Source organism: Kitasatospora sp. NPDC058046 (genome assembly GCF_042885595.1).
In the GTDB taxonomy this organism is placed as follows: Bacteria; Actinomycetota; Actinomycetes; order Streptomycetales; family Streptomycetaceae; genus Kitasatospora.
In genome coordinates this window covers 90,456-111,322 of record NZ_JBHVRS010000010.1, presented here as the reverse complement: position 1 = coordinate 111,322, position 20,867 = coordinate 90,456, and the positions used below count along the sequence as shown (strand labels likewise).

The window sequence follows — 20,867 nt, the reverse complement described above, 5'->3', positions numbered from 1 at the left end:
CGCCCCACCCCACCGTTCCTACCCCTTTCCCACCACCTCCAGGGAGTACCCCATGCGCATCACCGTGTTCGGCGCCACCGGCAACGTCGGCCGCCGGGTCGTGGCCGAGGCCCTGTCCCGCGGCCACCACGTCACCGCCGTCGTACGGGACCCGGCGAAACCGCACGACCTGCCGTCCGCCGTCACCCTGGTCGTCGGCGACGCCCGGACGCCCGAGGACGTCGCCCGGATCGCGGCCGGACAGGACGTGGTGGTCACCGCCACCCGCCCGGTGCCCGGCAGCGAGCACGAGCTGGCCATCGCCACCAAGGGCCTGCTCGCCGGGATCGCCGGCACCGGCGTGCGGCTGCTGGCCGTCGGCGGCGCGGGCAGCCTGCTCGTCCCGGGCGGCGGCGGGACCACCCTGGTCGAAAGCCCCGGCTTCCCCGACGCGATCCGGCCCATCGCCCTGGCCTGCGGCGAGCAGCTCGACCTCTACCGCGCCGCCGGCCCGGACACCGACTGGACGTACCTGAGCCCGGCCGCGCTGCTGGAGCCCGGCGTGCGCACCGGCCGGTTCCGGACCGGCCGCGACGAGCTGCTGGTCGACGCCGACGGCACCTCGGCGATCTCCATGGAGGACCTCGCCGTCGCACTCCTCGACGAGACCGAGCGGCCCGCCCACCGCCGGTCCCGCTTCACCGCCGCCTACTGACCACCTGCCCATCCACCTGACCACCCGAGGCCCTGGCACCCCCGCCCCGGCGGGGGTGTACTCAGCACCACCCCGAAGACGGCAGTGGGGGTGATCGATCGTCAGACCGGGGCCGGACATGATCGTTCCTGTGACCGAGACCGTGACCAAGACCCCGGCCCAGAACCAGAACCAGACCCGGAACAAGGCCGGGAGCCGGCCCGCCGAGACCGCCCCGCGGCGCGCCCGGCGCAGCCGCCGTGCCGTGCTGGCCGTCGCCGCCGCCGTGCTGGCCGGCCTGGCGGCGCCCGCCACCGCGGGGGCCGCCACCGGCCGCGACCCGGGCGACGCCGACCCGGCGCCCGCCCGATACACCCACCAGAGCCTGAACTGGCAGCCCTGCGCCCAGCAGCCCGCGCTGGACTGCGCGGCCATGACCGCCCCGCGCGACTGGCACCACCCCGGCGTCGGGGCCGACCTGACCATCGCCGTCTCCCGGCACCGCGCCACCGACCCGGCCAAGCGCAAGGGCACCCTGCTGATGGCGGCCGGCGGCCCCGGCGGCTCGGGCCTGCTGCGCCCGGCCGGGCTGGCCGGCGCCGCCCCGGCGCTCGGCGCCGCGTACGACGTCGTCGGCTTCGACCAGCGCGGGGTCGGCGAGAGCACCAAGGCGGTCTGCCAGACCCCGGAGGAGTTCCAGGAGTTCCTGGCCGGCGACTACCGCGACCAGTCCCCCGCCGCGATCGACCGGGTCATCGCCAACTCGAAGAAGCTGGTCGCCGGTTGCCAGGAGCGCAGCGGGGACCTCCTCCCCTATCTGACCACCGAGCAGACGGCCCACGACATCGACCTGTTCCGCGGCCTGCTCGGCGAGCGCAGGCTCAGCTACTACGGCCCGTCCTACGCCTCCATGATCGGCGCCTACTACGGGACGCTCTTCCCGCACCGGGTCGAACGGATGGTGCTGGACAGCAACATCGGCTTCGACGGCACCTGGGAGGCCTTCGAGCTGGGCCAGCCGATGAGCTTCCAGCGCCGCTTCGACGAGGACTTCGTGCCCTGGCTCGCGGCCCGGGACGCCACCTACCACTGGGGCGCCACGCCGGAGCAGGTGCGGGCGCACTGGGAGCAGCGGCGGGCCGCGCTGCACGACTCCCCCATCGTCGAGGGCCCGGTGACGATCGGCCCGAACCAGCTGGACAGCCTCACCATGTCGGCGATCTACCGGGCGGCCAACTTCCCCGACCTGGCCGGGATCCTGGCCACCGTCGACGACTGGCAGGGCGCCGCTCCGGCGACCAGGGCGGCGGCCGCGAAGGCCTTCAACAGCTACCTCAGCCCGGAGTTCCTCGCCGAGTACTTCGCGGTGACCTGCAACGACACCCCGTGGACCAGGGACCTGGGCAGCTGGATCGAGCGCGGCGCCGAGAACACCGCCCGCTGGCCGCTGGCCGGGGCCCGGACGCTCGCCTTCAGCGCGGTCTGCGCCGCCTGGCCGGTCGCCCCGGCGCCCAAGGTCACGGTGACCGGCGCCCACCTGCCGACCACGCTGATGCTCAACTCGGTGCACGATCCAGCGACCTACTACGAGGCGGCGCTCGGCGCCCACCGCGCGCTGCGCGGCTCCAGGCTGGTCACCGTCACCGGGAGCGGCGACCACGGCCAGTACCCCACGTCCAACACCTGCGTCAGCGCGGTGGTCGAGCGCTACCTGCTGGACGGCACCGCACCGGGGCGCGACCTCACCTGCCCCTCCCCGCAGGCCGGTTGAGACCGGCCGCCCGGTCAGTTCCGGGGCCGCGCCCGCAGTCTGCCCCGGAGCCAGGCGAAGCCGACGGCCAGCCCGGCGAAGCCTCCGACGGCGAGCTTGATCCCGGCCTTGGCGACGATCCAGCCGACCCACGGGACGCCCCACCCCAGCCAGTGGAACACGGCCAGCAGGACCGCGGCGCCGGACAGCGCCGCGAGCAGGGTGACCACGACGGCGGCGGCCCGTGAGAGCTCCCGCGGGCCGTCGGCGTGCTCCCCCGCGGCCGTGCCGTCCGGGTCGGCGGTCGGGTCCTTCGTCATCTCGTTCGTACCCCCCTCGGTCATGAGGGCGATGATACGGCGTCAGCGGTAGGCGTGGTGGGTGTCCCCGACGTGCTCGCCGGTCTCGTCGTCGGGGAAGCTGACGGCCATGGTGACGCGGTACTCGTGGACGTCCTCGCGGTGTCCCGGCACCCGCGCCCAGGCCAGCGAGTGCACCTCGGCCTCGGGGGCCTGCCGACACCAGGCGGCGGCCTCCTCCAGGACGCCGGCGGGGGACCGCCCGGTGCACACCACGGCGGTGTACGCGGCGACCGCGACGTCCCCACCGGAGCGGCGGGTGCGCGACACCGCCCGGACGGCCGCGGCGGCCTGGGTCAGGTCACGGGCCAGGTCGTCCACCACCCGAGGGGGAGCCGGCAGGACGACCGTCCCCTCGGCGAGGGTCTCCGGCAGGTTCGGGCTCACGGTCTGGACCTCCATCCGCATCATCACGCGGCACAGCATGCCGGGCAGTCATTCCTGGCATGCCCATTTTCACCAGAACGTCACCCGTCCAGGGCCGAGTCGGGGTCGCGCCCTGGCGTCCCGACGTCCTTCCTGGTAGTGGCGCCACCGACGCCCTCCGACGTTCCAGCAGGTCAGCAGGGGCGGCAGCGGGCGGCGCCGGGGGGCCCGAAACGCCGCGGACGCACCACCCCCGTGCCCCGAACCGCCGGTCCGGCGCCCGGGAGCGCCCGTCCCACCGGTGTTGGCCTCACAGTCAACTCTCCGTACCGGAACGGGAGTTGCCGCCGGGTCGCGGTCGGGAAGCGGAAGGCGGCACAGGCGGCCGGACGGCACGGCGCCCGGCCGCACCCCCGCTGAGGTGCCGAGTTAACCCCTCGGAGGGCTCCGGTCCGCCTCCCGGTCACCCTGTCCCTGTCAGATCGTCGTGATACTAATCGTGGCGGCGGCGGGCCCGGTCCTCGGCTGGACGGGCACGATGACGACAGCTCAACCGTTCCGGAAGGGTCCGGACGGCAACGGGGAGGGGCAGCGGATGACGGTGCGGATCGGCAAGGCCAAGGACGGGCGGAAGGTCCGGATAGGCAAGCGGGTCACGGGGACGGCGGCGGCCTTCGCCGCGCTGGCCGCGCTGACCGGCTCTCAGGTGACGGGCATCGGGCTCGCCCCGGCCGCGGTCGCCGACGCCGGTCCGGCGAACGGCGCCGCCGATCAGGGCGCCGGCCGCTACCTGCCCGGCGGCGGCCCCTCGACGGACCTCCCCGGCACCTTCGGCACCGGCGTGCCGGCCGACGGCGGCGGCACCGTCCAGCTCCCGCAGCCTCCCGGCACCCTGCCCGGCCTGCCCTCGGCCGGCCCGTTCGCGGCCACCGGCCCCGCGCTGCCCGCCACCGTGCTCGCCGCCTACCGCCAGGCCGAGGCCTCGCTGGCGCAGCGCTCGCCGGGCTGCCACCTGCCGTGGCAGCTGCTCGCCGCGATCGGCCAGGTCGAGTCCGGCCAGGCCAACGGCGGCCAGGTGGACGCCGCCGGCACGACGCTGACGCCGATCCTCGGCCCGGCCCTGGACGGCAACGGCTTCGCCGCGATACCCGACAGCGACGGCGGCCGCTACGACGGCGACGCCCGCTGGGACCGCGCCGTCGGGCCAATGCAGTTCATCCCCTCCACCTGGGCCTCCTGGGGCGTGGACGCCAACGGCGACGGCAAGGCCGACCCGAACAACATCTTCGACGCCGCCGAGAGCGCCGGCCGCTACCTGTGCGCGGGCGGACGCGACCTCGCCGACCCGGCGCAGCTCGACCGGGCGATACTCAGCTACAACAACTCCGGCGAGTACCTGCGGACGGTGCGCAACTGGATGGCGCACTACGGCAGCGGCACGGTGACCACCGTCCCGAACCGTCCGGGCTCCCCGGTGCCGCCCGCCCCGCTGCCCTCGCCGTACCTCCCGGGCCTGCCCACCGGCGGTTCGGGCACGGGCACCGGCGGCACGCCCACCACGGAGCCGCAGCCGCCCGCACCGGTCACGCCGACGCCGGACCAGTCGCCGAGCCCCCAGCCGACGACGACCCCGAGCGCCACCGCCACGCCCACGCCCGGCGGTTCGACCTCGCCGTCGGCGACACCGACGACCACCCCGAGCGGCGGCGCCTCCCCGACGGCGACGCCGACCGGCACGCCCACCACGACTCCGACCGGCACGCCCACGGGTACCCCGACCGGTACGCCCACCAGCTGCCCGGACCCGACGGCCACCCCCACCGGCACGCCCACCCCGACGGGCTCCCCGTCCCCGGCCGCCACGCCCACCGGCACCCCGACGGCGACGCCCCTCCCGGGCTGCCCCACCCCCACCCCGACCGCGACGGACACCCCGAGCGGCGCGCCCAGCACCACTCCCAGCGCCGCCTTCTCGCCGTCGGCCGCCCCGACGAAGTGAGCAAAGGGGCGCGGTTCCTCCTGAGGAACCGCGCCCCGCTCAACCGGCGCTGCCGGTCACTGCCTCACGGCCGCGCCGTTGTCCGCCCCGACCACCCGGAAGCGCCGGGCGACGGCCGGCGTTCGCCGAACCACGGCCCGCCCCGATCAACGGATTCCTCCCCGCGCGCAACGGCCCCGGCCGGGCTCCGGCGCCGCGACGTCCACTGACGCCCGCAGCGCCGGGCACCCGCCGCAGCGAATCAGAGGTGCTTCACCAGCTCCGGCATCAGGTCCTGGAAGGTCCGCCCGCTGGCGGGCTGGCCGATCGCAGTCATCTGCCAACCCGTGGCCGTGCGCTGCACCTTGGCCATGACCTGGGCGGTGTACGGGCCGCCGGCGGTGAGCGTGTAGCGGGCCAGCTCGACGCCGGTGGTCTCGTCCACCAGCCGGCAGAAGGCCGCCTCGACCTCCTGGAAGGTCTGCCCGGTGAAGGAGTTGACGGTGAAGACGATCTGGTCGACCTCGGCGGAGACGGCGGTCAGGTCGACCGTGATCGACTCGTCGTCGGTCGCGTCGCCCGCGCCGCCGACCAGGTTGTCCCCGCTGTGCCGGACCGAGCCGTCGTTGCTGTTGAGGTGCTGGAAGAACACCACGTCCACCGGACGCCCCTGGGCGAACAGCACCGCCGAGGCGTCCAGGTCGATCTCCCGGCCTGCGGCGAGCAGCTTGGCGAAGAAGCCCTTGCGCTCCGCCGCCTTCCAGCCGAGGCCCATCCGGACCAGGCTCAGTTGTCCACCGCCCGGCTTCTCCAGGCTGATCTTCTGTCCCTTGGCCAGCGAAACGCTCATCGCGTCCTCCTCGTTCTGCCACCGCCCGTGCCGCGAATCTACAGCACTGTAGAGAATTTATGATCATCGACGGCGCCCTGCGAGCACCCCTACCCCGAACTCCCCCGGACCTCACCCCGACAACGGTCCGCACACTGAGGGAACCGGCGGTCAGACGTCTGGCGTAGCCGTGGACCGCGACCGGACGACCGGGGCGGCGCACGGTCTAGGGTCGGCCCCGGGACCGCCGCCGGCAACCACGGCGCGCCGTCCGCGCACCGATCGCCGTACGCCACGATCCACCGTGCCCACGACCCACCGTGTTCACCACTCGCAGTGCCCACGATCCACCGTGCTCACCACTCGCAGTGCTCACGACCGTTCCCGGGCCAGGCCGACCCGCGCCGGCCCGCTCACGCTGGGGGGACCACCATGCCCGAGCAGCACGAAGGAACCGAACAGCACACCACCCCCGAACGCCCGGGGGGATCCCGCCTCGGCCGCCGCAGACTGCTCCGGGCCGGCCTCGGCGCCGGCGGCGCGCTGGCCACCGTCCGGCTGCTGAACGGCGGCGCCGCCTGGGCCGCCGGGCCGCCGCCCGCACCGGCCGCGGCCGAGGACTACGGAAACTCGGAGTACCAGGGCCAGTGGCCCACCTCCCACCTGGCCGCCGCCCCCGGGACCGCCGCGCAGACCTGGCCGGACTGGGCCCGCTACGCCCGCATCGCCGACGGCACCTTCAACGAGCCCGCCGACATGCAGAGCGCCGTGGACGCCCTCAAGGCGCAGGAGGTCAGCGTCATCGAGCTGGACACCCTGCTCTCCGACTGGCTCACCGACGCCCAGTTCGCCGCGCACATGGCCGAGGTGAAGCAGTTCACCGGCCTGGCCCACGCCGCCGGCCTCAAGGTCGTCATGTACTACCCGTCGCTGGAGCTGATCTCCCCCGGCGGCGAGAAGGGCCGCTCCTTCTACAAGAACGACCAGGGCAAGAACTGGGTCCAGCGCGACCTCGCCGGCAAGCCCAACGTGTTCTACGGCAGCGTGGTGGTCTGGGTCGACCCGGGCGACGAGAGCGTCTGGCTCAGCCCCAACTCGCCCTGGCGGGACTACTACCTCAAGCGGATCAAGGGCGTGGCCGCGACCGGCGTGGACGGCATCTGGCCGGACGTCCCGATCTACTTCGACGGCGTGCAGTCCTGGTGCGACGCCTCCACCTGGGGCGCCGCCGCGTTCAAGGCCGACACCGGCCTCGCCCTGCCCACGGCCGCGAACTTCGCCGACCCGGTCTTCCGCCGCTACGTCGAGTGGCGCCACCGCAACCTGCTCCAGTTCCAGCTGGACATCGCCGACGCGGGCCGCTCGGTCAACCCCGACCTGGTCACCTTCGTCGAGACCGTGTCGATGGACTACCGCTACGCCACCTCGATCGGCCTGGACGGCGGCTACCTGCGCCAGGCCCCCGGCGCCGTCAGCCAGGTCTGGGAGGTGGACATCCTCGGCAACTACGACGGCATGCGGCACGCCACCGCCTCCGACTGGGTCTGCCTGATCTCCATGTACAAGTACGCCCGCGCCGCCAGCGGCACCAAGCCGGCCTGGGCGTTCTCCTACGGCTGGCAGGCCGACGACGCCTCGCTGGTGATGTCCCAGCTGATCGCGGCCGGCTGCAACCCGTACGAGGTGAAGACCCCGTTCAAGAACGACACCGTGGACGCCGCGATGCGCACCCGGATGTACCGCTTCGTGCGCACCAACCAGACGAAGCTCTACGACCCGGCCTCGATCGCGCAGGTCGGCGTCTACCACTCGGCGCCGTCCCGGGACTACGTGGCCCCGGGCGAGGGCAACGGGATGTACGTCAACGCCAAGGCCCCGGCCGGGATCGCCGACTGGTGGGGCGGCGACGACCCGCAGATGAGCTGCGCCTCGCTCCCCTGGCTCGGCGAGTTCCGGGGAACCGTCAAGGCGCTGGTCTACGCCCACGTCCCGTTCGACACGGTGTCCAGCCCCGGCCTGACCGCCGACGACCTGGCCCGGTTCAAGGTGCTGCTGCTGCCCAACCTCCAGGCGGTCTCGGACACCGAGGCGGCGCTGCTGCGCGGCTTCGTCTCGGCCGGCGGAACCATCGTGATCACCGGACCGGCACCCACCGCGCTGGACGAACTCGGCGGCCAGCGCACCGAGTTCGCGCTCTCCGACGTGCTCGGCCTGCGCAAGGCCGACCCGCTTCCCACCGGCAAGCGGAACTCCTACGGCAGCGGAAGCTGTTGGTACGTCAAGGCACTGCCCGGGCTGAGCTACCTCACCAAGACCGACCAGGCCTCGGCGGACCAGCTGCTCACCGCCGTCCAGCAGGCCGCCCCGCCGGCGGTCACCCTCGCCGGGGACCGCCGGATCTTCCTGGACGCCCGGCGGCTCGGCGCCGACACCGTCGTCCACCTGGTGAACTTCACCAACTTCGGCGACACCCCAGCGGCGTTCCACAGCGCACCCGCCAACTGCACGCTCTCCTACGCCCTCCCGGCCGGGGCGGGCGTCACCGCCGTCACCGTCGCGAGCCCGGACGGCACCGACCCGGCGCCCAAGGCCGTCCCGTACACCGTCACCGGCGCGACGGTCAGCGTGCCGCTGACCGTCGCCCAGTACTCGGTGGTGACGATCACCACCGCCTAGCGGTTTCCAGGGGCCTGGATGCGCCAGAGGGCGGCGGGGTTGGCCTCGCCGCCCGGGGCGGACTCGAAGGCGATCCACTGCCCGTCCGGGGACCAGCTCGGCGCGCCGTCGTAGGCGGTGTCGTCGCGGGTCACCCGGACGGGAGTGCCGCCGCCCGCGTCCACCACGAAGACCTGGGCGTTCGGCAGGTCGCCGAGGTTGGAGGAGAAGACCAGGAAGCGGCCGTCCGGGGACCAGCTCGGGTCGGTGTGCTCGCCCGGCGCGTCGGTGACCCGCCGCAGTCCGCCGCCGTCCGCGTCCACCGTCCACAGCGACCAGTCCTCGCGGCCCGCGCTCCGCCGCTGGAAGACGATCCGGTCGCCCTTCGGGGACCAGTTCGGCTGCCGGTTGTCGGATCCGGTGCCCCGGCCGTCCACCAGCAGGACGGGCGCGCCGCCGCCGCGGCGGACCTTCCAGAGCGAGTCCTGCTCGGCCGCGTCGCCGTGCACCGCGGCGTGCTCCGGCTCCCAGCTCTGCTGGAAGACGATCCACTCGCCGTCCGGGGAGAAGCTCGGTTCGCTGTAACCGCTGCCGTCGGCGTGGCTGGTCACCCGCTCGGGGGCGCCGCCCGGCTTCATCAGCCAGACCTCGTCGTGCCCGGACTCCCGGTCGGTGGCGAAGGCGAAGGCGTCGGCGGCGGCGTTCCAGCTGCTGCCGGGGAGGTTGACGGCCGCCTTGTCGGGATCCTCCAACACCGTGCGCGGCGCGCCACCGTCCAACGGCAGGACGCCGAGGGCGGCGGCGCCCTTGTTGTAGCCCCCGCTGAACTCGGTCAGCAGCACCGAGCGGCCGTCCGGGGCGAACGCCGGGTTCTGCGCGCTGTGGCCGCCCCCGGCGCGGTAGAGCAGCCGGGCACCGTCGGCGCGGCGCTCGGCCCCACTCGGGGAGGTGCCGCTCGGGGCCGCGCCGGTCGGGGCCGCGCCGGTCGACGACCCGCCGGCCGACGGCGCACCCGTCGGTCCGGGCGCCGGCTCCTCCTCGGAACCGGAGCCCGAGCTGCCGCAGCCGGCCAGGAGCACGGCGGCAGCCAAGACCGCCGGGAGCATGCGAGTCCTCATGCCCCACAAGCTAGTTGACGAGTCGTCAATTGTCGTACGCCGCCAGGCGGATCAGGGCGCAGCCGTCCGGCAGGCCCCGCCGGCGCCCCCGCCCGTCACCCGCCGCTCCGCTCCAGCCGCACCAGCGCGTCCACCGCGACCCGGCCGCCCTCGTTCGCCTCGGCGCCCTCGACACGCTCGGCGCTCTCGCCACTCCCGGCGCCCGCAGCGCCCTTGTGGCCCGGCTCGCCGCCGACCGTCCGGTGCACCCGCTCGGCGCGGACGGTGCGCAGCCCGCGGTCGGCGAGGTCCGCCAGGACGTCCTCCGGGGTGAAGAGCACGGCCGGGTCCTGCGGGCCGCCGACCCCCTCGGTGAGGTTGCTCAGGTCGTGCCCGATGACCAGCAGGGTGCCACCGGGGCTGAGCGCGTCGGCGGCGCGGCGCAGCGCGGCCCGGCGCTCCGCGGCGGGGATCTGCAGGTAGGCGACCAGGACGAGGTCGTAGCCGGCGGCGGGGGCCTCGTAGGCGCGGGCGTCGCCGTGGCGCCAGGTGAGCCGGTCGGCGACCTCGTCGGGCAGCTCGGCGGTGAGCCGTTCGGCGCGCTCCAGGGCGACGGCGGAGAAGTCCAGTCCGGTGACCTCCCAGCCCTGGGCGGCCAGCCAGATCGCGTTGCGGCCCTCTCCGGCGGCCAGGTCCAGCGCGTGGCCGGGAGTGCGCCCGGCCAGTTCGCGGACCACCCACCGGTTGGGCGCGGCACCCCACACCAGCTCGCTCGCGGCGTAGCGGTCGTCCCAGTCCTGGCTGTCCATCGCGCGTCCTCCGTTCGACGGGCCTGCTCGTACCGGCCAACCTACCGGGCCGCCGCCGACCCGGCAGGGAACGGTCCAGCGGGCGGACACCCTTGACGGCGAATATTGGTCCAGTCCAATCTGTTCAGTCGTGACGTGCACGGGTCGGCCGCCCGTCGCGTCCGCACTCCGCTCGTCCGCACACCGCTCGTCAGCACGCGTCACCAGCCCGCGCGCCCCCACCGCGCCCGGGCCGGCTCCCCTCGGCCCGTCCCGGGCCACCGCACCGCCGGAACCCCCCACACATCCGGAGGACCCACCGCATGCACGACCGCGTCACGCCCGCACGGCCCGCCCACCCCGCCGGGGAGCGCGCCGACCGCCGGGCCGCCCAGCGCAGAAGAGCCACCGCACTGGCCCTGGCCGCCACGCTGACCACCAGCGGCGCCGCCATCGCCCTCACCTTCGGTTCCGCCTCGGCCGCCCCGGTCAACCTGCTGACCAACGGCGACTTCGAGACCGGCACCCTGGCCGGCTGGACCTGCTCCAACGGCTCGGTCGTCACCACCCCGGTGCACGGCGGGAGCCGCGCGCTCGCCGGCGCCGCCTCGGCCGGCGACACCGCGCAGTGCCAGCAGACCGTCACCGTCCAGCCGAACACCACGTACACCCTGGCCGGCTGGGTGCAGGGCAGCTACGTCTACCTGGGCGCCACCGGCACCGGCGTCAACTCCTCGGCCTGGACGCCGGGCGCGACCGGCTGGAACCAGCTGAGCACCACCTTCACCACCGGCGCCACCACCACCTCCGTCACGGTCTTCACCCACGGCTGGTACGGCACCGGCACCTACTACGCGGACGACCTCACGCTGACCGGCCCGGCCGGCCCCACCTCGTCCGCCAGCCCGACGGCCACCGGCAGCCCGACCGCCACGGCCAGCCCGACGGCCACCGCGAGCCCCACCGCCACCGGCAGCCCCACCGGGAGCCCGACGGCGACCGGCAGCCCGACGGGCACCCCCACGACCACCACCCCGACCCCGACGGCCACCGCGAGCGGCCCGGCCGGGGACGGCAAGGTCACCACCCCGACCGGCTTCGCGGTCACCAGGACCACCTCCAACGCGGTGGTGCTCACCTGGCAGCCGTCCACCCTCACCAGCGGCGACGGCCCGGTCGCCTACAAGGTGTGGTCCAACGGCCAGCTGGTCGCCACCTCGATGGGCACCTCCGTCGCGGTCAGCTCGCTGCTGCCGGGCAGGAGCTACACCTTCAGCGTCCAGGGCTACTCCGGCAGCCACGCCTCCGCCCAGTCCGCGCCGGTGAGCACCACGACCGCGGCCGCCCCCGCCCAGCAGCCGATCCGCTCCGCCTACTTCGACCAGTGGGGCGTCTACGAGAACGCGTACAACGCCAAGAACGTCGACACCAGCGGCGCGGCGGGCAAGCTGGACGTCGTCCACTACGCGTTCGCCAACATCGACCCGACGAAGTTCACCTGCTTCCAGGCGGTGAAGGCCTCCGACTCGGCCAACGAGTCCAACCCGAACGCCGGTGACGGCGCGGGCGACGCCTACGCCGACTACCAGGCCGACTACAGCTCCGCCACCAGCGTGGACGGCACCAGCGACACCTGGGAGCAGCCGCTCAAGGGCAACTTCAACCAGCTGCGCCAGCTGAAGGCCAAGTACCCGAACCTGCGGTTCACCATCTCGATCGGCGGCTGGACGTACTCCAAGTACTTCTCCGACGCGGCGGCCACCGACTCCTCCCGCAAGGCCTTCGTCTCCTCGTGCGTCGACATGTTCCTCAAGGGGAACCTGCCGACCGGCGTGGCCGGTGACGCCTCCGGCGGCGCGGCCTCGGCGGCGGGCCTCTTCGACGGCGTGGACCTCGACTGGGAGTACCCGGGCTCGGCCGGCGGCCACACCGGCAACCACTACTCCGCGGCCGACAAGCAGAACTACACGCTGCTGCTCAAGGAGTTCCGCACCCAGCTGGACGCCCTCGGCGCCGCCCAGGGCAAGCGCTACCTGCTGACCGCCGCACTGCCCAGCGGCCAGGACAAGGTCGCCCAGCTGGAGACCGACAAGATCGGCGCCTACCTGGACTACGCGGACGTGATGTCCTACGACATGCACGGCGCGTGGGACGCCACCGGCCCGACCAACCACCAGGACCCGCTGCACGACAGCCCGGCCGACCCGACCACGCCGATCACCCCGGGCACCCGCAAGTACAACGTGGACACCACGCTCGCCGCGTACACCACCGGCCTGCCCGAGTACGGCATCCCCGGCGGCTTCCCCGCGAACAAGATCGTGCTGGGCATCCCGTTCTACTGGCGCGGCTGGACCGGCGTCCCGGCCGGCTCCAACTACGGCCTGTACCAGAGCGCGACCGGCCCGACGGCGAAGAAGCCGCTGAGCCAGGAGGCCGGCCTGGCCGCCTGGAAGGAGCTCAACCCGACCGCGGCCCAGACCCACTGGGACCCGGTCACCGAGAGCAGCTGGGTCTACGACGGCACCAACTTCTGGACCGGTGACACCCCGCAGGCCGTCCAGGCGCGCGGGGCCTATGCCAAGGCCAAGGGCCTGGGCGGGCTGTTCGCCTTCTCCCTGGAGAACGACGACGCCTCCGGCACCATGCTCAACTCGATGGACAGCAGCCTTCGCTGACGTTTCGTCATGCTTCGTCAGGAATGAGCGATGGCCCGCGCGGAGACTCCGCGCGGGCCATCCGCGGTCTTCCCGTCCCGGGCTCGGCCATCGCGACCCGGCCGGCCGCGGCTCAGCGCGGCGGCACCGGGTCCGCCCCGCCCGCGCCCGGGCGGCAGCGCAGCAGCCGCCCGGCGGTCAGCCGGGCCCCGCGCAGCGCACCGTGCCGGTGCAGCGCCCGCACCGCGTAGGTCGAGCAGGACGGCGTGTACGGGCAGCAGGCCGGACGGCGGGGGCTGACCTCGGCGCGGTAGTAGCGCACCGCGCCGTACAGCACCCCGGCCGCGAACCCGCGCGGGGCTGGGGCGGACGGATCGGCCGCCCGGCGACCGCGCGCCCCGGTGAGGGCGAACCGGACGCCGGAGGCCATCATCACCGGGATCAGGGCGATCAGGCAGGGGTCGGCGAACTCGCAGCAGCCGTCGACGCAGCAGTCCGCGCCCTCGTCCCGGGCGCGCTTGCGCCGCTGGGCCTTGGCGTGGTCCTCCTTGCGGTAGCGCTCCCGGTAGTCCTCCCAGGCCCGCCGCTGCTTCTTCCGCCGGAGCCGTTCCGAGGCGGGCAGCCACCACCAGGCGCGCTCCGGGCGGGCCGGCGGGAAGTGGGCGCCGAGATCCGGCGTCGGGTCGGACACTGCTGACGATCTCCTCGTTCTCTCCGCCGGGGGCCGACCCCCGACGATCCGGGCAAGATTATCCGAAGATCATCTGCCCGGATCCGCCCGGCGGCCGGCGGCCCGCAAGCAGCGGCCCGCGACCGGCGAGCAGCGGCCGGAGACCGGCTCAGCCGCCGAGGTTGAGCGAGGGGAAGAGGTCCTCGAACGGCTGGGTGGTCACCGAGACGCTCCGGGAGAAGGGGTTGTCGAAGTCCCAGATCATGAACAGCAGGAAGGCGATCAGCACGCTGAAGCAGAGCGCCAGGGTCAACTCCCTCGGCGTGCGCCGGATCTGGAGCGCGAAGAGCATGCCGACGGTCACCACCGCACCCCCGATCAGGCCGAACCAGACCACCCCGGGCATCGTCGGCCCGGCGTTCTGTCCGCGCGAGTTGCGGGACTCGGACGCCTGGCTGACCCGGTCCATGATCGGCTGGTAGCCCTGCGACTCCAGGTCGGAGGCGGGCGAGCGGGTGGCGATGTCGTTCTGGAGCTTCTGGAGCAGCTGGTCGCCCTTCTCGGTGATGCCACCGGTCTCCTGCATGTAGGACCACTCGGTGTTCACCACGTACGAGACGTAGGTGTCCACGTCGGCCCGGACCTGGTCGCGGAACTCCGCCGGGTAGATCACCGCACGGTCGCTGATCTCGCGCAGCGACTGCGCCTCGCGGAACAGGTCGTCCTGGGCGGCGCCGCGCGCCTCCCAGACACCCGCGATGGCGAGACCGAGGACGATCGCGTAGACCACCCCGATCATCATCGTGATGTACTCGATGACATCCGGGGTCTCGTCGGCACTCTCCTCGATCGGTCGGCGCTGCCTCAGCACCACCACCGCCATCACGACGGCACAGGCCGACGCCATGGCGATGATCAACGCCACCCACTCGGACATGGGAACTCCCTTCTCTGGCTTGGCTTGTGACGGAACGGAAAGCTCAAGGGGGCGGCCCCCGACCGCTTCGGCCCGCTCGGGTTCGGTTCGGTTCGGGACCGGGCGGTAGGACGGGCCCCCGCCGACCGGGAACCGGTCGGCGGGCCGTCAGGGGACGGTCAGGACGGGCCCGAACGGCCGCCGCGTCCTCGGCCACCACGGCCCGGGCGCAGGGCCGCCGCCGCGAGCACACCGGGGACCATGATCACCAGCAGCATGGTGGTCATCGAGGTGCCCTGGTGCTGCCGGGCCATGGGCGCGGGCTTCGCCCTGGGGGCGTGGAACACCGGCTGCGCCGACGGGGTCGGCCACAGCGGGCTCGGACGGGCCGAACTCGGCGAGGCCGCGGGGCTGGGGGCCGCCGGACCGGGCGCGGCCGGGCTCGGGACCGCCGGCGCGGGAGCCGCCGAAACGGGGAGCGGCGGGGCCTGTGCGGGGGCGGGCGCCGCCGGGGCCGGGGTCGCCGGCGCGGGGGCGGCCGGGGAGGGCCCCGGTGCGGGTGCCGACGGCGGCACGGAGGGCGGGACCGAAGGAGCCGGGGACGCCGAAGGTGCGGGCGACGCGGGCGACGGGCTGGGGGACGGCGTCGGGCTGGGGGACGGTGAGGTCGGCGACGACGTGGCGGTAGGGCTCGGACTCGGGCTCGCGCTCGGCGTGGGACTCGGGCTCGCGCTCGGACTCGGCGTGGGACTCGGGCTCGCGCTCGGACTCGGCGTGGGGCTCGGAGTCGGCGACGGCGTGGGAGTCGGCGACGGCGTGGCGGTCGGTGTGGGGGTGCGGGTCGGAGTCCGAGTTGGCGTCGGAGTGGGCGTCGGGCTGGGCGTGTGGGTGAGGGTCGGCGTCGGGCTCGGTGTGGGCTTCGGGCTCGGACTGGGGCTCGGGCACGGATGGTGGTGGTGATGGTGATGGTGGTGCCAGCCGTGGTCGCCGTACTCGTCGTCGCCGTACCCGTCGTCGTACTCGTCGTCATCGCCGTCGTCGTGGCCCGGCCCGAGCTGCCCGGGGCCACCCTGCCCCTCGACCGGCCGTCCGGGCTCGCTCCGCAGCCCCGCCGGACGCGAGGGCGAGGAGAAGGGCGGCGAGGACAAGGACGGCGCCGAGACGGACGGCGCCGGGACGTGCGCCGAGGGGAACTGGGGCGAGGGGAAGTGCGGCGCGGTGGGCTTCGGGGCGGGCTTGGGTGTGCGGCAGGGGTGGTGCCCGTGCGGGGGCTTGGGCCCGTGGTGCCCCGGGCCGACGCCCGGCGCGGCGCCGACCTGGACGTCCACGTCCACGTCCACGCCGACGGTCACCTGTCCGCCCGGCCGCACCGACATCGAGAGGTCGGTCTCGTCGCACACGCAGATGTCCACCACCGGGCCGTGCGGGTACCCCCCGGGATGCCCGGCGCCGGACGCGGTCGCACCGCCGACCAGCGCGCAGATCGCGACCACGCCGGCCGCCGCGCCGATCAGCCGTACCCGCCGCCCGGGGGCCGCACCCCCAGCGACGCCGGACGGTATCCGGCAGATCTGCCGACGCTGGGGCATGGGCTCCACACACCTCTCGGATCGTCCGGGGAGGACGGAACGGGCTCGGGCCGACCGGCCGCGAAGGAACGGGCCGGACGGACGGAACGGGCGGAAAGGTCGAGTACGGTCGCGTTCCCGACGGAAGTTCCATCGGGTACGACCAGAAGTGATCAGACACGGTCAGGCGGACGGCCCGCCTTCAGGGGGCGGGCCGTCCGTCATCAGGTCAAACGATCATCGAGCCGACCGGTAACGGCCCGCGCTCACCGTTCTGCGCGCTCAGCTGCGGCGGTGGGCGATCTCCACGTTCTCCAGCACGCCGACCGCGTCCGGCACCAGGATGGCGGCCGAGTAGTAGGCGCTGACCAGGTACGAGATGATCGCCTTCTCGTCGATGCCCATGAAGCGGACCGACAGCGAGGGCTGGTACTCGTCCGGGAGGCCGGTCTGGTGCAGGCCGATGACGCCCTGGTTGTCCTCACCGGTACGGATCACCAGGATCGAGCTGGTGTTCTCCTTGGTGATCGGGATCTTGTTGCACGGCAGGATCGGCACCCCGCGCCAGGCCGGCACCTGCTGCCCGCCGAGGTCGACGTGGGTGGGGTACAGCCCGCGGGCGTTGAACTCCCGGCCGATCGCGGCGATGGTCCGCGGGTGGGCGAGCAGGTAATCGGGGTCGCGGCGGCGGTTGAGCAGCTCGTCCAGGTCGTCCGGGGTGGGCGGGCCGGAGTGGGTCTGGATGCGCTGGTCGAAGTCGGCGTTGTTGAGCAGGCCGAACTCCGGGTTGTTGACGATCTCGTGCTCCTGGCGCTCGCGCAGGGCCTCGATCGTCAGCCGCAGCTGGTGCTCGGTCTGGTTCATCGGCTGGTTGTACAGGTCCGCGACGCGGGTGTGGACCTTCAGGACGGTCTGCGCGACGCTCAGCTCGTACTCGCGCGGCTTGAGCTCGTAGTCCACGAAGGCGCCGGGCAGCTCGTACTCGCCGTGGTGGCCGGCCGACATGGCGATCTCGGCCTCGCCGCGCTCGTTCTGCGCCTGGAGCGGCAGGGCCAGGAAGCCCTGGAGGTGCTCCTGGAGGCTGGGCGCGTTGTCCCGGATGGCGGCGAAGTCCGCCCGGGTCAGCGTCAGGGCGACACCGGAGGTGGCGGTCTTGGCCGTGAACTCCCAGACGGCGTCCGGGTTCAGCAGCGCGTCGTCGCCGAAGCGGTCGCCGTCGCCGGCCACGCCGACCACGGTGTCGTCGCCGTACTTGCCGGTGCCGATCTTGTTGATCTTGCCGTGCGCGATCAGGAAGATCTTGTCGGCGGCCTCGCCCTGGGTGGTGAGCACCTCGCCGGGGCCGAAGTCCCGCTGCTGGCAGCGGTCGGCCAGGGCGGTGAGGACGTCCTCGTCCTCGTAGCCGCGCAGCAGGGCCAGCTCGCCCAGCTCGGCCGGGATCACCCGGACCTGGGAGCCGGTCTTGATGAACTCCACCACCCCGTTGCCCACGGCGTAGGTGAGCCGACGGTTGACGCGGTAGGCGCCACCGGCCGCCTGGACCCAGGGGAGCACCTTGAGCAGCCAGCGGGAGGTGATCTCCTGCATCTGCGGTGCGGACTTGGTCGTGGTGGCAAGGTTCCGGGCAGCAGCCGTCGCAAGGCTCTGCTGCTTGGCCTGCACTGCCTCCGGGCTCGTGTCCACGGTCATCGGCAGGGCTCTCCATTCCTGTGATCGGGTCACACGTCCAGGGGCACAGCGGCCCGCCCTGACGCATGCCATGACGGATCATCAGATCCGTTTATCGGTGGGGGCGTTGGCGATTTACGCGAGAAGGCGACCACCGTCTCCCGGCGGCCCACCCGGAACCCTAGATCATCAGGACCCGACGGAGCCCGAACGAAGGCTCACTACCCCCCGATAGGGTGAATCTTGCCCGGTCCGCCCCCATCTCCCCGCAAACTCCGGGAACATCCGTTCGCCCCGGCGATCCCCCTGCGGCCAACGGCCTTTCCACCCCGGTCGGGGCCCGGCCGGACGGCCCGGAGACCACCGTCCGGCGTCAACCCGACGCACCGTCCCGGCGGTTCGGACACCCGCGCGCCGCCGGGCTCCGACCGCCGCTCCCCGCGGCCGACCACGGGAAACGCGAACGGCCCGTCAGGTGCCGGCACGGGGGAGGCCGGCACCTGACGGGTGAACGGGGGGTGCGCGGTGGGCGTCCGCGCCGGAGAGGACGGTGCGCGCCTGTGGTGCTCCGCCGATGACACCGGTGGGCCGGTCGGACCATTCGGGTCAGGCGGGTCATTCGGGTCAGGCGGACCAGGCGGGTGACCAGGCCGGTGAGGAAGGCCGGTCGGGGCGGGCGGGTCAGGCGCAGGCGACCTGGGTGCCGGGGACGCCGACGATGCCCGAGTTGTTGGCCTCACCGCCCTTGTACTCGTAGTACAGGTAGGAGTAGAGGTCGATCCGGGTGCCGGGACCGCAGGCCGAATCGGGGGCGACGGCGTACGTCACCGTGAAGGCGCTGCTGGCACCGGGGGCGAGTGGGACGTTGTACCGGGCGATGCCGCCGTGGACGTTGTCACTGCACCCGTTGGTCTGGGTGCCGCAGGCGGTCGCGGTGAACTTCAGCCCGGTCTCCAGACTCGTGGCGTAGGTCTCCTGGACGCTCTGGTAGACGAACTGGATCGGGGTGTCGTACGGGTTGGTGAGCGTCAGGGTGACGGTGAACTCGCTCCCCCGGACCGTCGTCTGCTTGTCGGAGACGGCCGTGAGGGGCAGTTGTCCGTCGGCCCGGGCGGCAGGGGCGGCGGAGAGGAGCAGACCGACGACGAGGGCCGGACACGCGGCGAGCGCGGCGCGACGCGGATGTGTTCTGCGCATGACCAAGGAGCGTAGGCCCCGCCTCCGCCGGGGTTGTGCTCCTCGGCCCGGGTCCGTACCGACGCAGGAGCGGCGAGCGGACACCGCGCACCGGCCGCTCTCGTTCCGCCCCCACGGGCGCACCCGGGGGCCTATCCTTCGCCGCTGCTCCCGGGGACGGCCCTCACCCGCACGGCGGCAGGATGTCGCAGAGCGCGCCGAGCGCCGCCGGGTAGGCGTGGTCCGGCGGCGTGGCGTAGCCGACCACCAGGCCGTCGACGGCGGGCATCGCCTCCTCCCCGACCGCCGGGTGCCGGTAGTCCGCGAGCCCCTCGACGGCCAGGCCCCGGTAGGCGGCGGCCTTGAGCACCGAGCGCTCGGTGCCCGGCTCCAGGCGCAGCACCGCGTGCAGGCCGGCCGCGATGCCGGACACCTCGACGTGCGGGGCGCGGGCCGCGAGGGCGGCCACCAGCTCGTCCCGGCGCTCGCGGTAGCGGCGGCGCATCCGGCGCACGTGCCGGTCGTAGCCGCCGGAGTCGACGAACTCGGCGAGGGTCAGCTGGTCGAGGGCGCTGGCCCAGCCCTCGCGCTCGCCCTTGGCGGCGAGCACCCGGTCCACCAGGTGGTCGGGCAGCACCATCCAGCCGAGCCGCAGCGCGGGGGTGAGGCTCTTGCTGGCGCTGCCGAGGTAGACCACCCGTTCGGGGTCGAGCCCCTGGAGGGCGCCGACCGGCTGGCGGTCGTAGCGGAACTCCCCGTCGTAGTCGTCCTCCAGGACCAGCCCGCCGCGCCCGCGCGCCCAGTCCACCACGGCGGCGCGGCGGCCCGGGTGCAGCGGGCCGCCGGTGGGGAACTGGTGGGCGGGGGTGAGCAGCGCCGTCCGGACGTCCGGGTGGTTCGCCAACTCGCCGGTCCGGGCGCCCCGTTCGTCGATCGGCAGCGGAACGGTGGTGACGCCGGCGGCGGCCAGCAGCCCGCGGTGGAAGCCCAGCCCGTACGCCTCGACGGCCAGCGGGCCGTGCTCGGCGGGCGGCAGGACGGGCGCGGCGCCGTCGAAGAGCAGCCGCAGCGCGTGGGCGAAGCCCGAGCAGACCACGATCCGGTCGGGGTCGGTGCGCACGCCCCGGGCGCGGGCGAGGTAGTCGGCGAGGACGGTGCGCAGTTCGCGCCGGCCCTGGGGGTCGCCGGGTCCGAAGGCCTCGTTGGGGGCGGCGGTGAGGGCCCGGCGGGCGGCGGCGAGCCAGGCGGTGCGCGGGAAGGAGGAGGCGTCGGGCTGGCCCTGGCGCAGGTCGTGGGTGGGGCCGGGGCGGCGGGAGGGCCGGCGGGCCCGGCCGCTCGGGACGGGCTCGGCGCGTTCGGCGACGGTGGTGCCGGAGCCCTGCCGGGCGGTGAGCCAGCCCTCGGCGACGAGTTCGGCGTAGGCCTCGGCGGCGGTGTTGCGGGCCAGGCCGAGGTCGGTGGCGAGGGCGCGGTAGGGCGGCAGCCGGGTGCCGGGGGCCAGTCTGCCGCTGCGGATCGCCTCGCGCAGGGCCGTCATCAGCGCGGCACGCCGGCCCCCGGTGGCGGGGAGGTCGAGGTGCAGGTCACTGCCGGTCGGGTGGGCGGGCTCGGAGGGGTGCGTGCCCCGCGTGTCCGTCATGGTCACGCACCCTACCGGCCGCCGCTCCGGCCCCCTTCAGGCGGCTGCCCGGCCCCGGGCCGGGCACGCACCTCAGGC

General features: G+C 74.1%; 16 protein-coding genes. 6 read left to right on the top strand and 10 right to left on the bottom strand.

The genetic code is table 11. From position 1 onward, the window contains the following. Positions 1 to 52 precede the first annotated feature (52 nt). Positions 53 to 694 (top strand): NAD(P)-dependent oxidoreductase, encoded by a 642-nt coding sequence (locus tag ACFVU7_RS21465; RefSeq protein WP_388046467.1) that lies wholly within the window; start codon positions 53 to 55, stop codon positions 692 to 694. A 130-nt stretch (positions 695 to 824) separates the two neighbouring features. Then, entirely contained in the window at positions 825 to 2,444 is a 1,620-nt protein-coding gene (locus tag ACFVU7_RS21460; RefSeq protein ID WP_388046465.1) for an alpha/beta hydrolase, read from the top strand. A 14-nt stretch (positions 2,445 to 2,458) separates the two neighbouring features. On the opposite strand, the gene ACFVU7_RS21455 is transcribed toward ACFVU7_RS21460, so the two are convergent. Both ACFVU7_RS21455 and ACFVU7_RS21450 read right to left on the bottom strand, forming a co-directional pair. Next, positions 2,459 to 2,767 carry a hypothetical protein gene (locus ACFVU7_RS21455; RefSeq protein ID WP_147409350.1) on the bottom strand — a complete coding sequence of 103 codons (309 nt, stop codon included), beginning with the start codon at positions 2,765 to 2,767 and terminating at the stop codon, positions 2,459 to 2,461. A gap of 18 nt (positions 2,768 to 2,785) precedes the next feature. Continuing rightward, complete coding sequence (locus ACFVU7_RS21450) at positions 2,786 to 3,196, bottom strand: hypothetical protein (protein ID WP_143204668.1); 411 nt, start codon at positions 3,194 to 3,196, stop codon at positions 2,786 to 2,788. Positions 3,197 to 3,686: 490 nt separating this feature from the next. On the opposite strand from ACFVU7_RS21450, the gene ACFVU7_RS21445 reads away from it, so the two are divergent. Beyond that, positions 3,687 to 5,147, top strand: coding sequence for a lytic transglycosylase domain-containing protein (locus tag ACFVU7_RS21445; protein WP_310593228.1), 1,461 nt, complete (start codon positions 3,687 to 3,689; stop codon positions 5,145 to 5,147). Positions 5,148 to 5,388: 241 nt separating this feature from the next. Here the strand turns inward: ACFVU7_RS21445 and ACFVU7_RS21440 are convergent, their stop codons facing one another. After that, the gene (locus tag ACFVU7_RS21440; RefSeq protein ID WP_049656177.1) at positions 5,389 to 5,976 is read right to left on the bottom strand and encodes a TerD family protein; all 588 of its coding nucleotides are present in this window, start codon (positions 5,974 to 5,976) and stop codon (positions 5,389 to 5,391) included. 411 nt (positions 5,977 to 6,387) lie between these two features. Here ACFVU7_RS21440 and ACFVU7_RS21435 point away from each other — a divergent pair, with 411 nt between their 5' ends. Next, entirely contained in the window at positions 6,388 to 8,631 is a 2,244-nt protein-coding gene (locus tag ACFVU7_RS21435; RefSeq protein WP_388046464.1) for a hypothetical protein, read from the top strand. Here the strand turns inward: ACFVU7_RS21435 and ACFVU7_RS21430 are convergent. Next, entirely contained in the window at positions 8,628 to 9,728 is a 1,101-nt protein-coding gene (locus tag ACFVU7_RS21430) for a hypothetical protein (RefSeq protein ID WP_388046462.1), read from the bottom strand. The genes ACFVU7_RS21435 and ACFVU7_RS21430 overlap by 4 nt on opposite strands. 95 nt (positions 9,729 to 9,823) lie before the next feature. Next, positions 9,824 to 10,516, bottom strand: coding sequence for a class I SAM-dependent methyltransferase (locus tag ACFVU7_RS21425; RefSeq protein ID WP_388046460.1), 693 nt, complete (start codon positions 10,514 to 10,516; stop codon positions 9,824 to 9,826). A gap of 302 nt (positions 10,517 to 10,818) precedes the next feature. On the opposite strand from ACFVU7_RS21425, the gene ACFVU7_RS21420 reads away from it, so the two are divergent. After that, complete coding sequence (locus ACFVU7_RS21420; protein ID WP_388046459.1) at positions 10,819 to 13,173, top strand: glycosyl hydrolase family 18 protein; 2,355 nt, start codon at positions 10,819 to 10,821, stop codon at positions 13,171 to 13,173. 112 nt (positions 13,174 to 13,285) lie between these two features. Here ACFVU7_RS21420 and yidD read toward each other — a convergent pair whose 3' ends face one another. Then, positions 13,286 to 13,843 (bottom strand): membrane protein insertion efficiency factor YidD, encoded by a 558-nt coding sequence (gene yidD / locus ACFVU7_RS21415; protein ID WP_259317003.1) that lies wholly within the window; start codon positions 13,841 to 13,843, stop codon positions 13,286 to 13,288. Positions 13,844 to 13,991: 148 nt separating this feature from the next. Continuing rightward, positions 13,992 to 14,759 (bottom strand): DUF4239 domain-containing protein, encoded by a 768-nt coding sequence (locus tag ACFVU7_RS21410; RefSeq protein ID WP_049660896.1) that lies wholly within the window; start codon positions 14,757 to 14,759, stop codon positions 13,992 to 13,994. A gap of 240 nt (positions 14,760 to 14,999) precedes the next feature. Between ACFVU7_RS21410 and ACFVU7_RS21405 the strand changes: the two genes are divergently transcribed. Beyond that, complete coding sequence (locus ACFVU7_RS21405) at positions 15,000 to 15,698, top strand: hypothetical protein (RefSeq protein WP_388046457.1); 699 nt, start codon at positions 15,000 to 15,002, stop codon at positions 15,696 to 15,698. 890 nt (positions 15,699 to 16,588) lie between these two features. Here ACFVU7_RS21405 and ACFVU7_RS21400 read toward each other — a convergent pair. The 3 genes from ACFVU7_RS21400 to ACFVU7_RS21390 form a co-directional block, all read right to left on the bottom strand. Beyond that, positions 16,589 to 17,995 carry a family 2B encapsulin nanocompartment shell protein gene (locus ACFVU7_RS21400; RefSeq protein WP_074004908.1) on the bottom strand — a complete coding sequence of 469 codons (1,407 nt, stop codon included), beginning with the start codon at positions 17,993 to 17,995 and terminating at the stop codon, positions 16,589 to 16,591. A 660-nt stretch (positions 17,996 to 18,655) separates the two neighbouring features. Further along, positions 18,656 to 19,171: a hypothetical protein gene (locus ACFVU7_RS21395; protein ID WP_063780349.1), complete on the bottom strand. Its 516-nt coding sequence runs from the start codon at positions 19,169 to 19,171 to the stop codon at positions 18,656 to 18,658. 163 nt (positions 19,172 to 19,334) lie between these two features. Next, positions 19,335 to 20,789, bottom strand: a complete 1,455-nt coding sequence (locus ACFVU7_RS21390) for a PLP-dependent aminotransferase family protein (protein WP_049658329.1) — start codon at positions 20,787 to 20,789, stop codon at positions 19,335 to 19,337. Positions 20,790 to 20,867 lie beyond the last annotated feature (78 nt).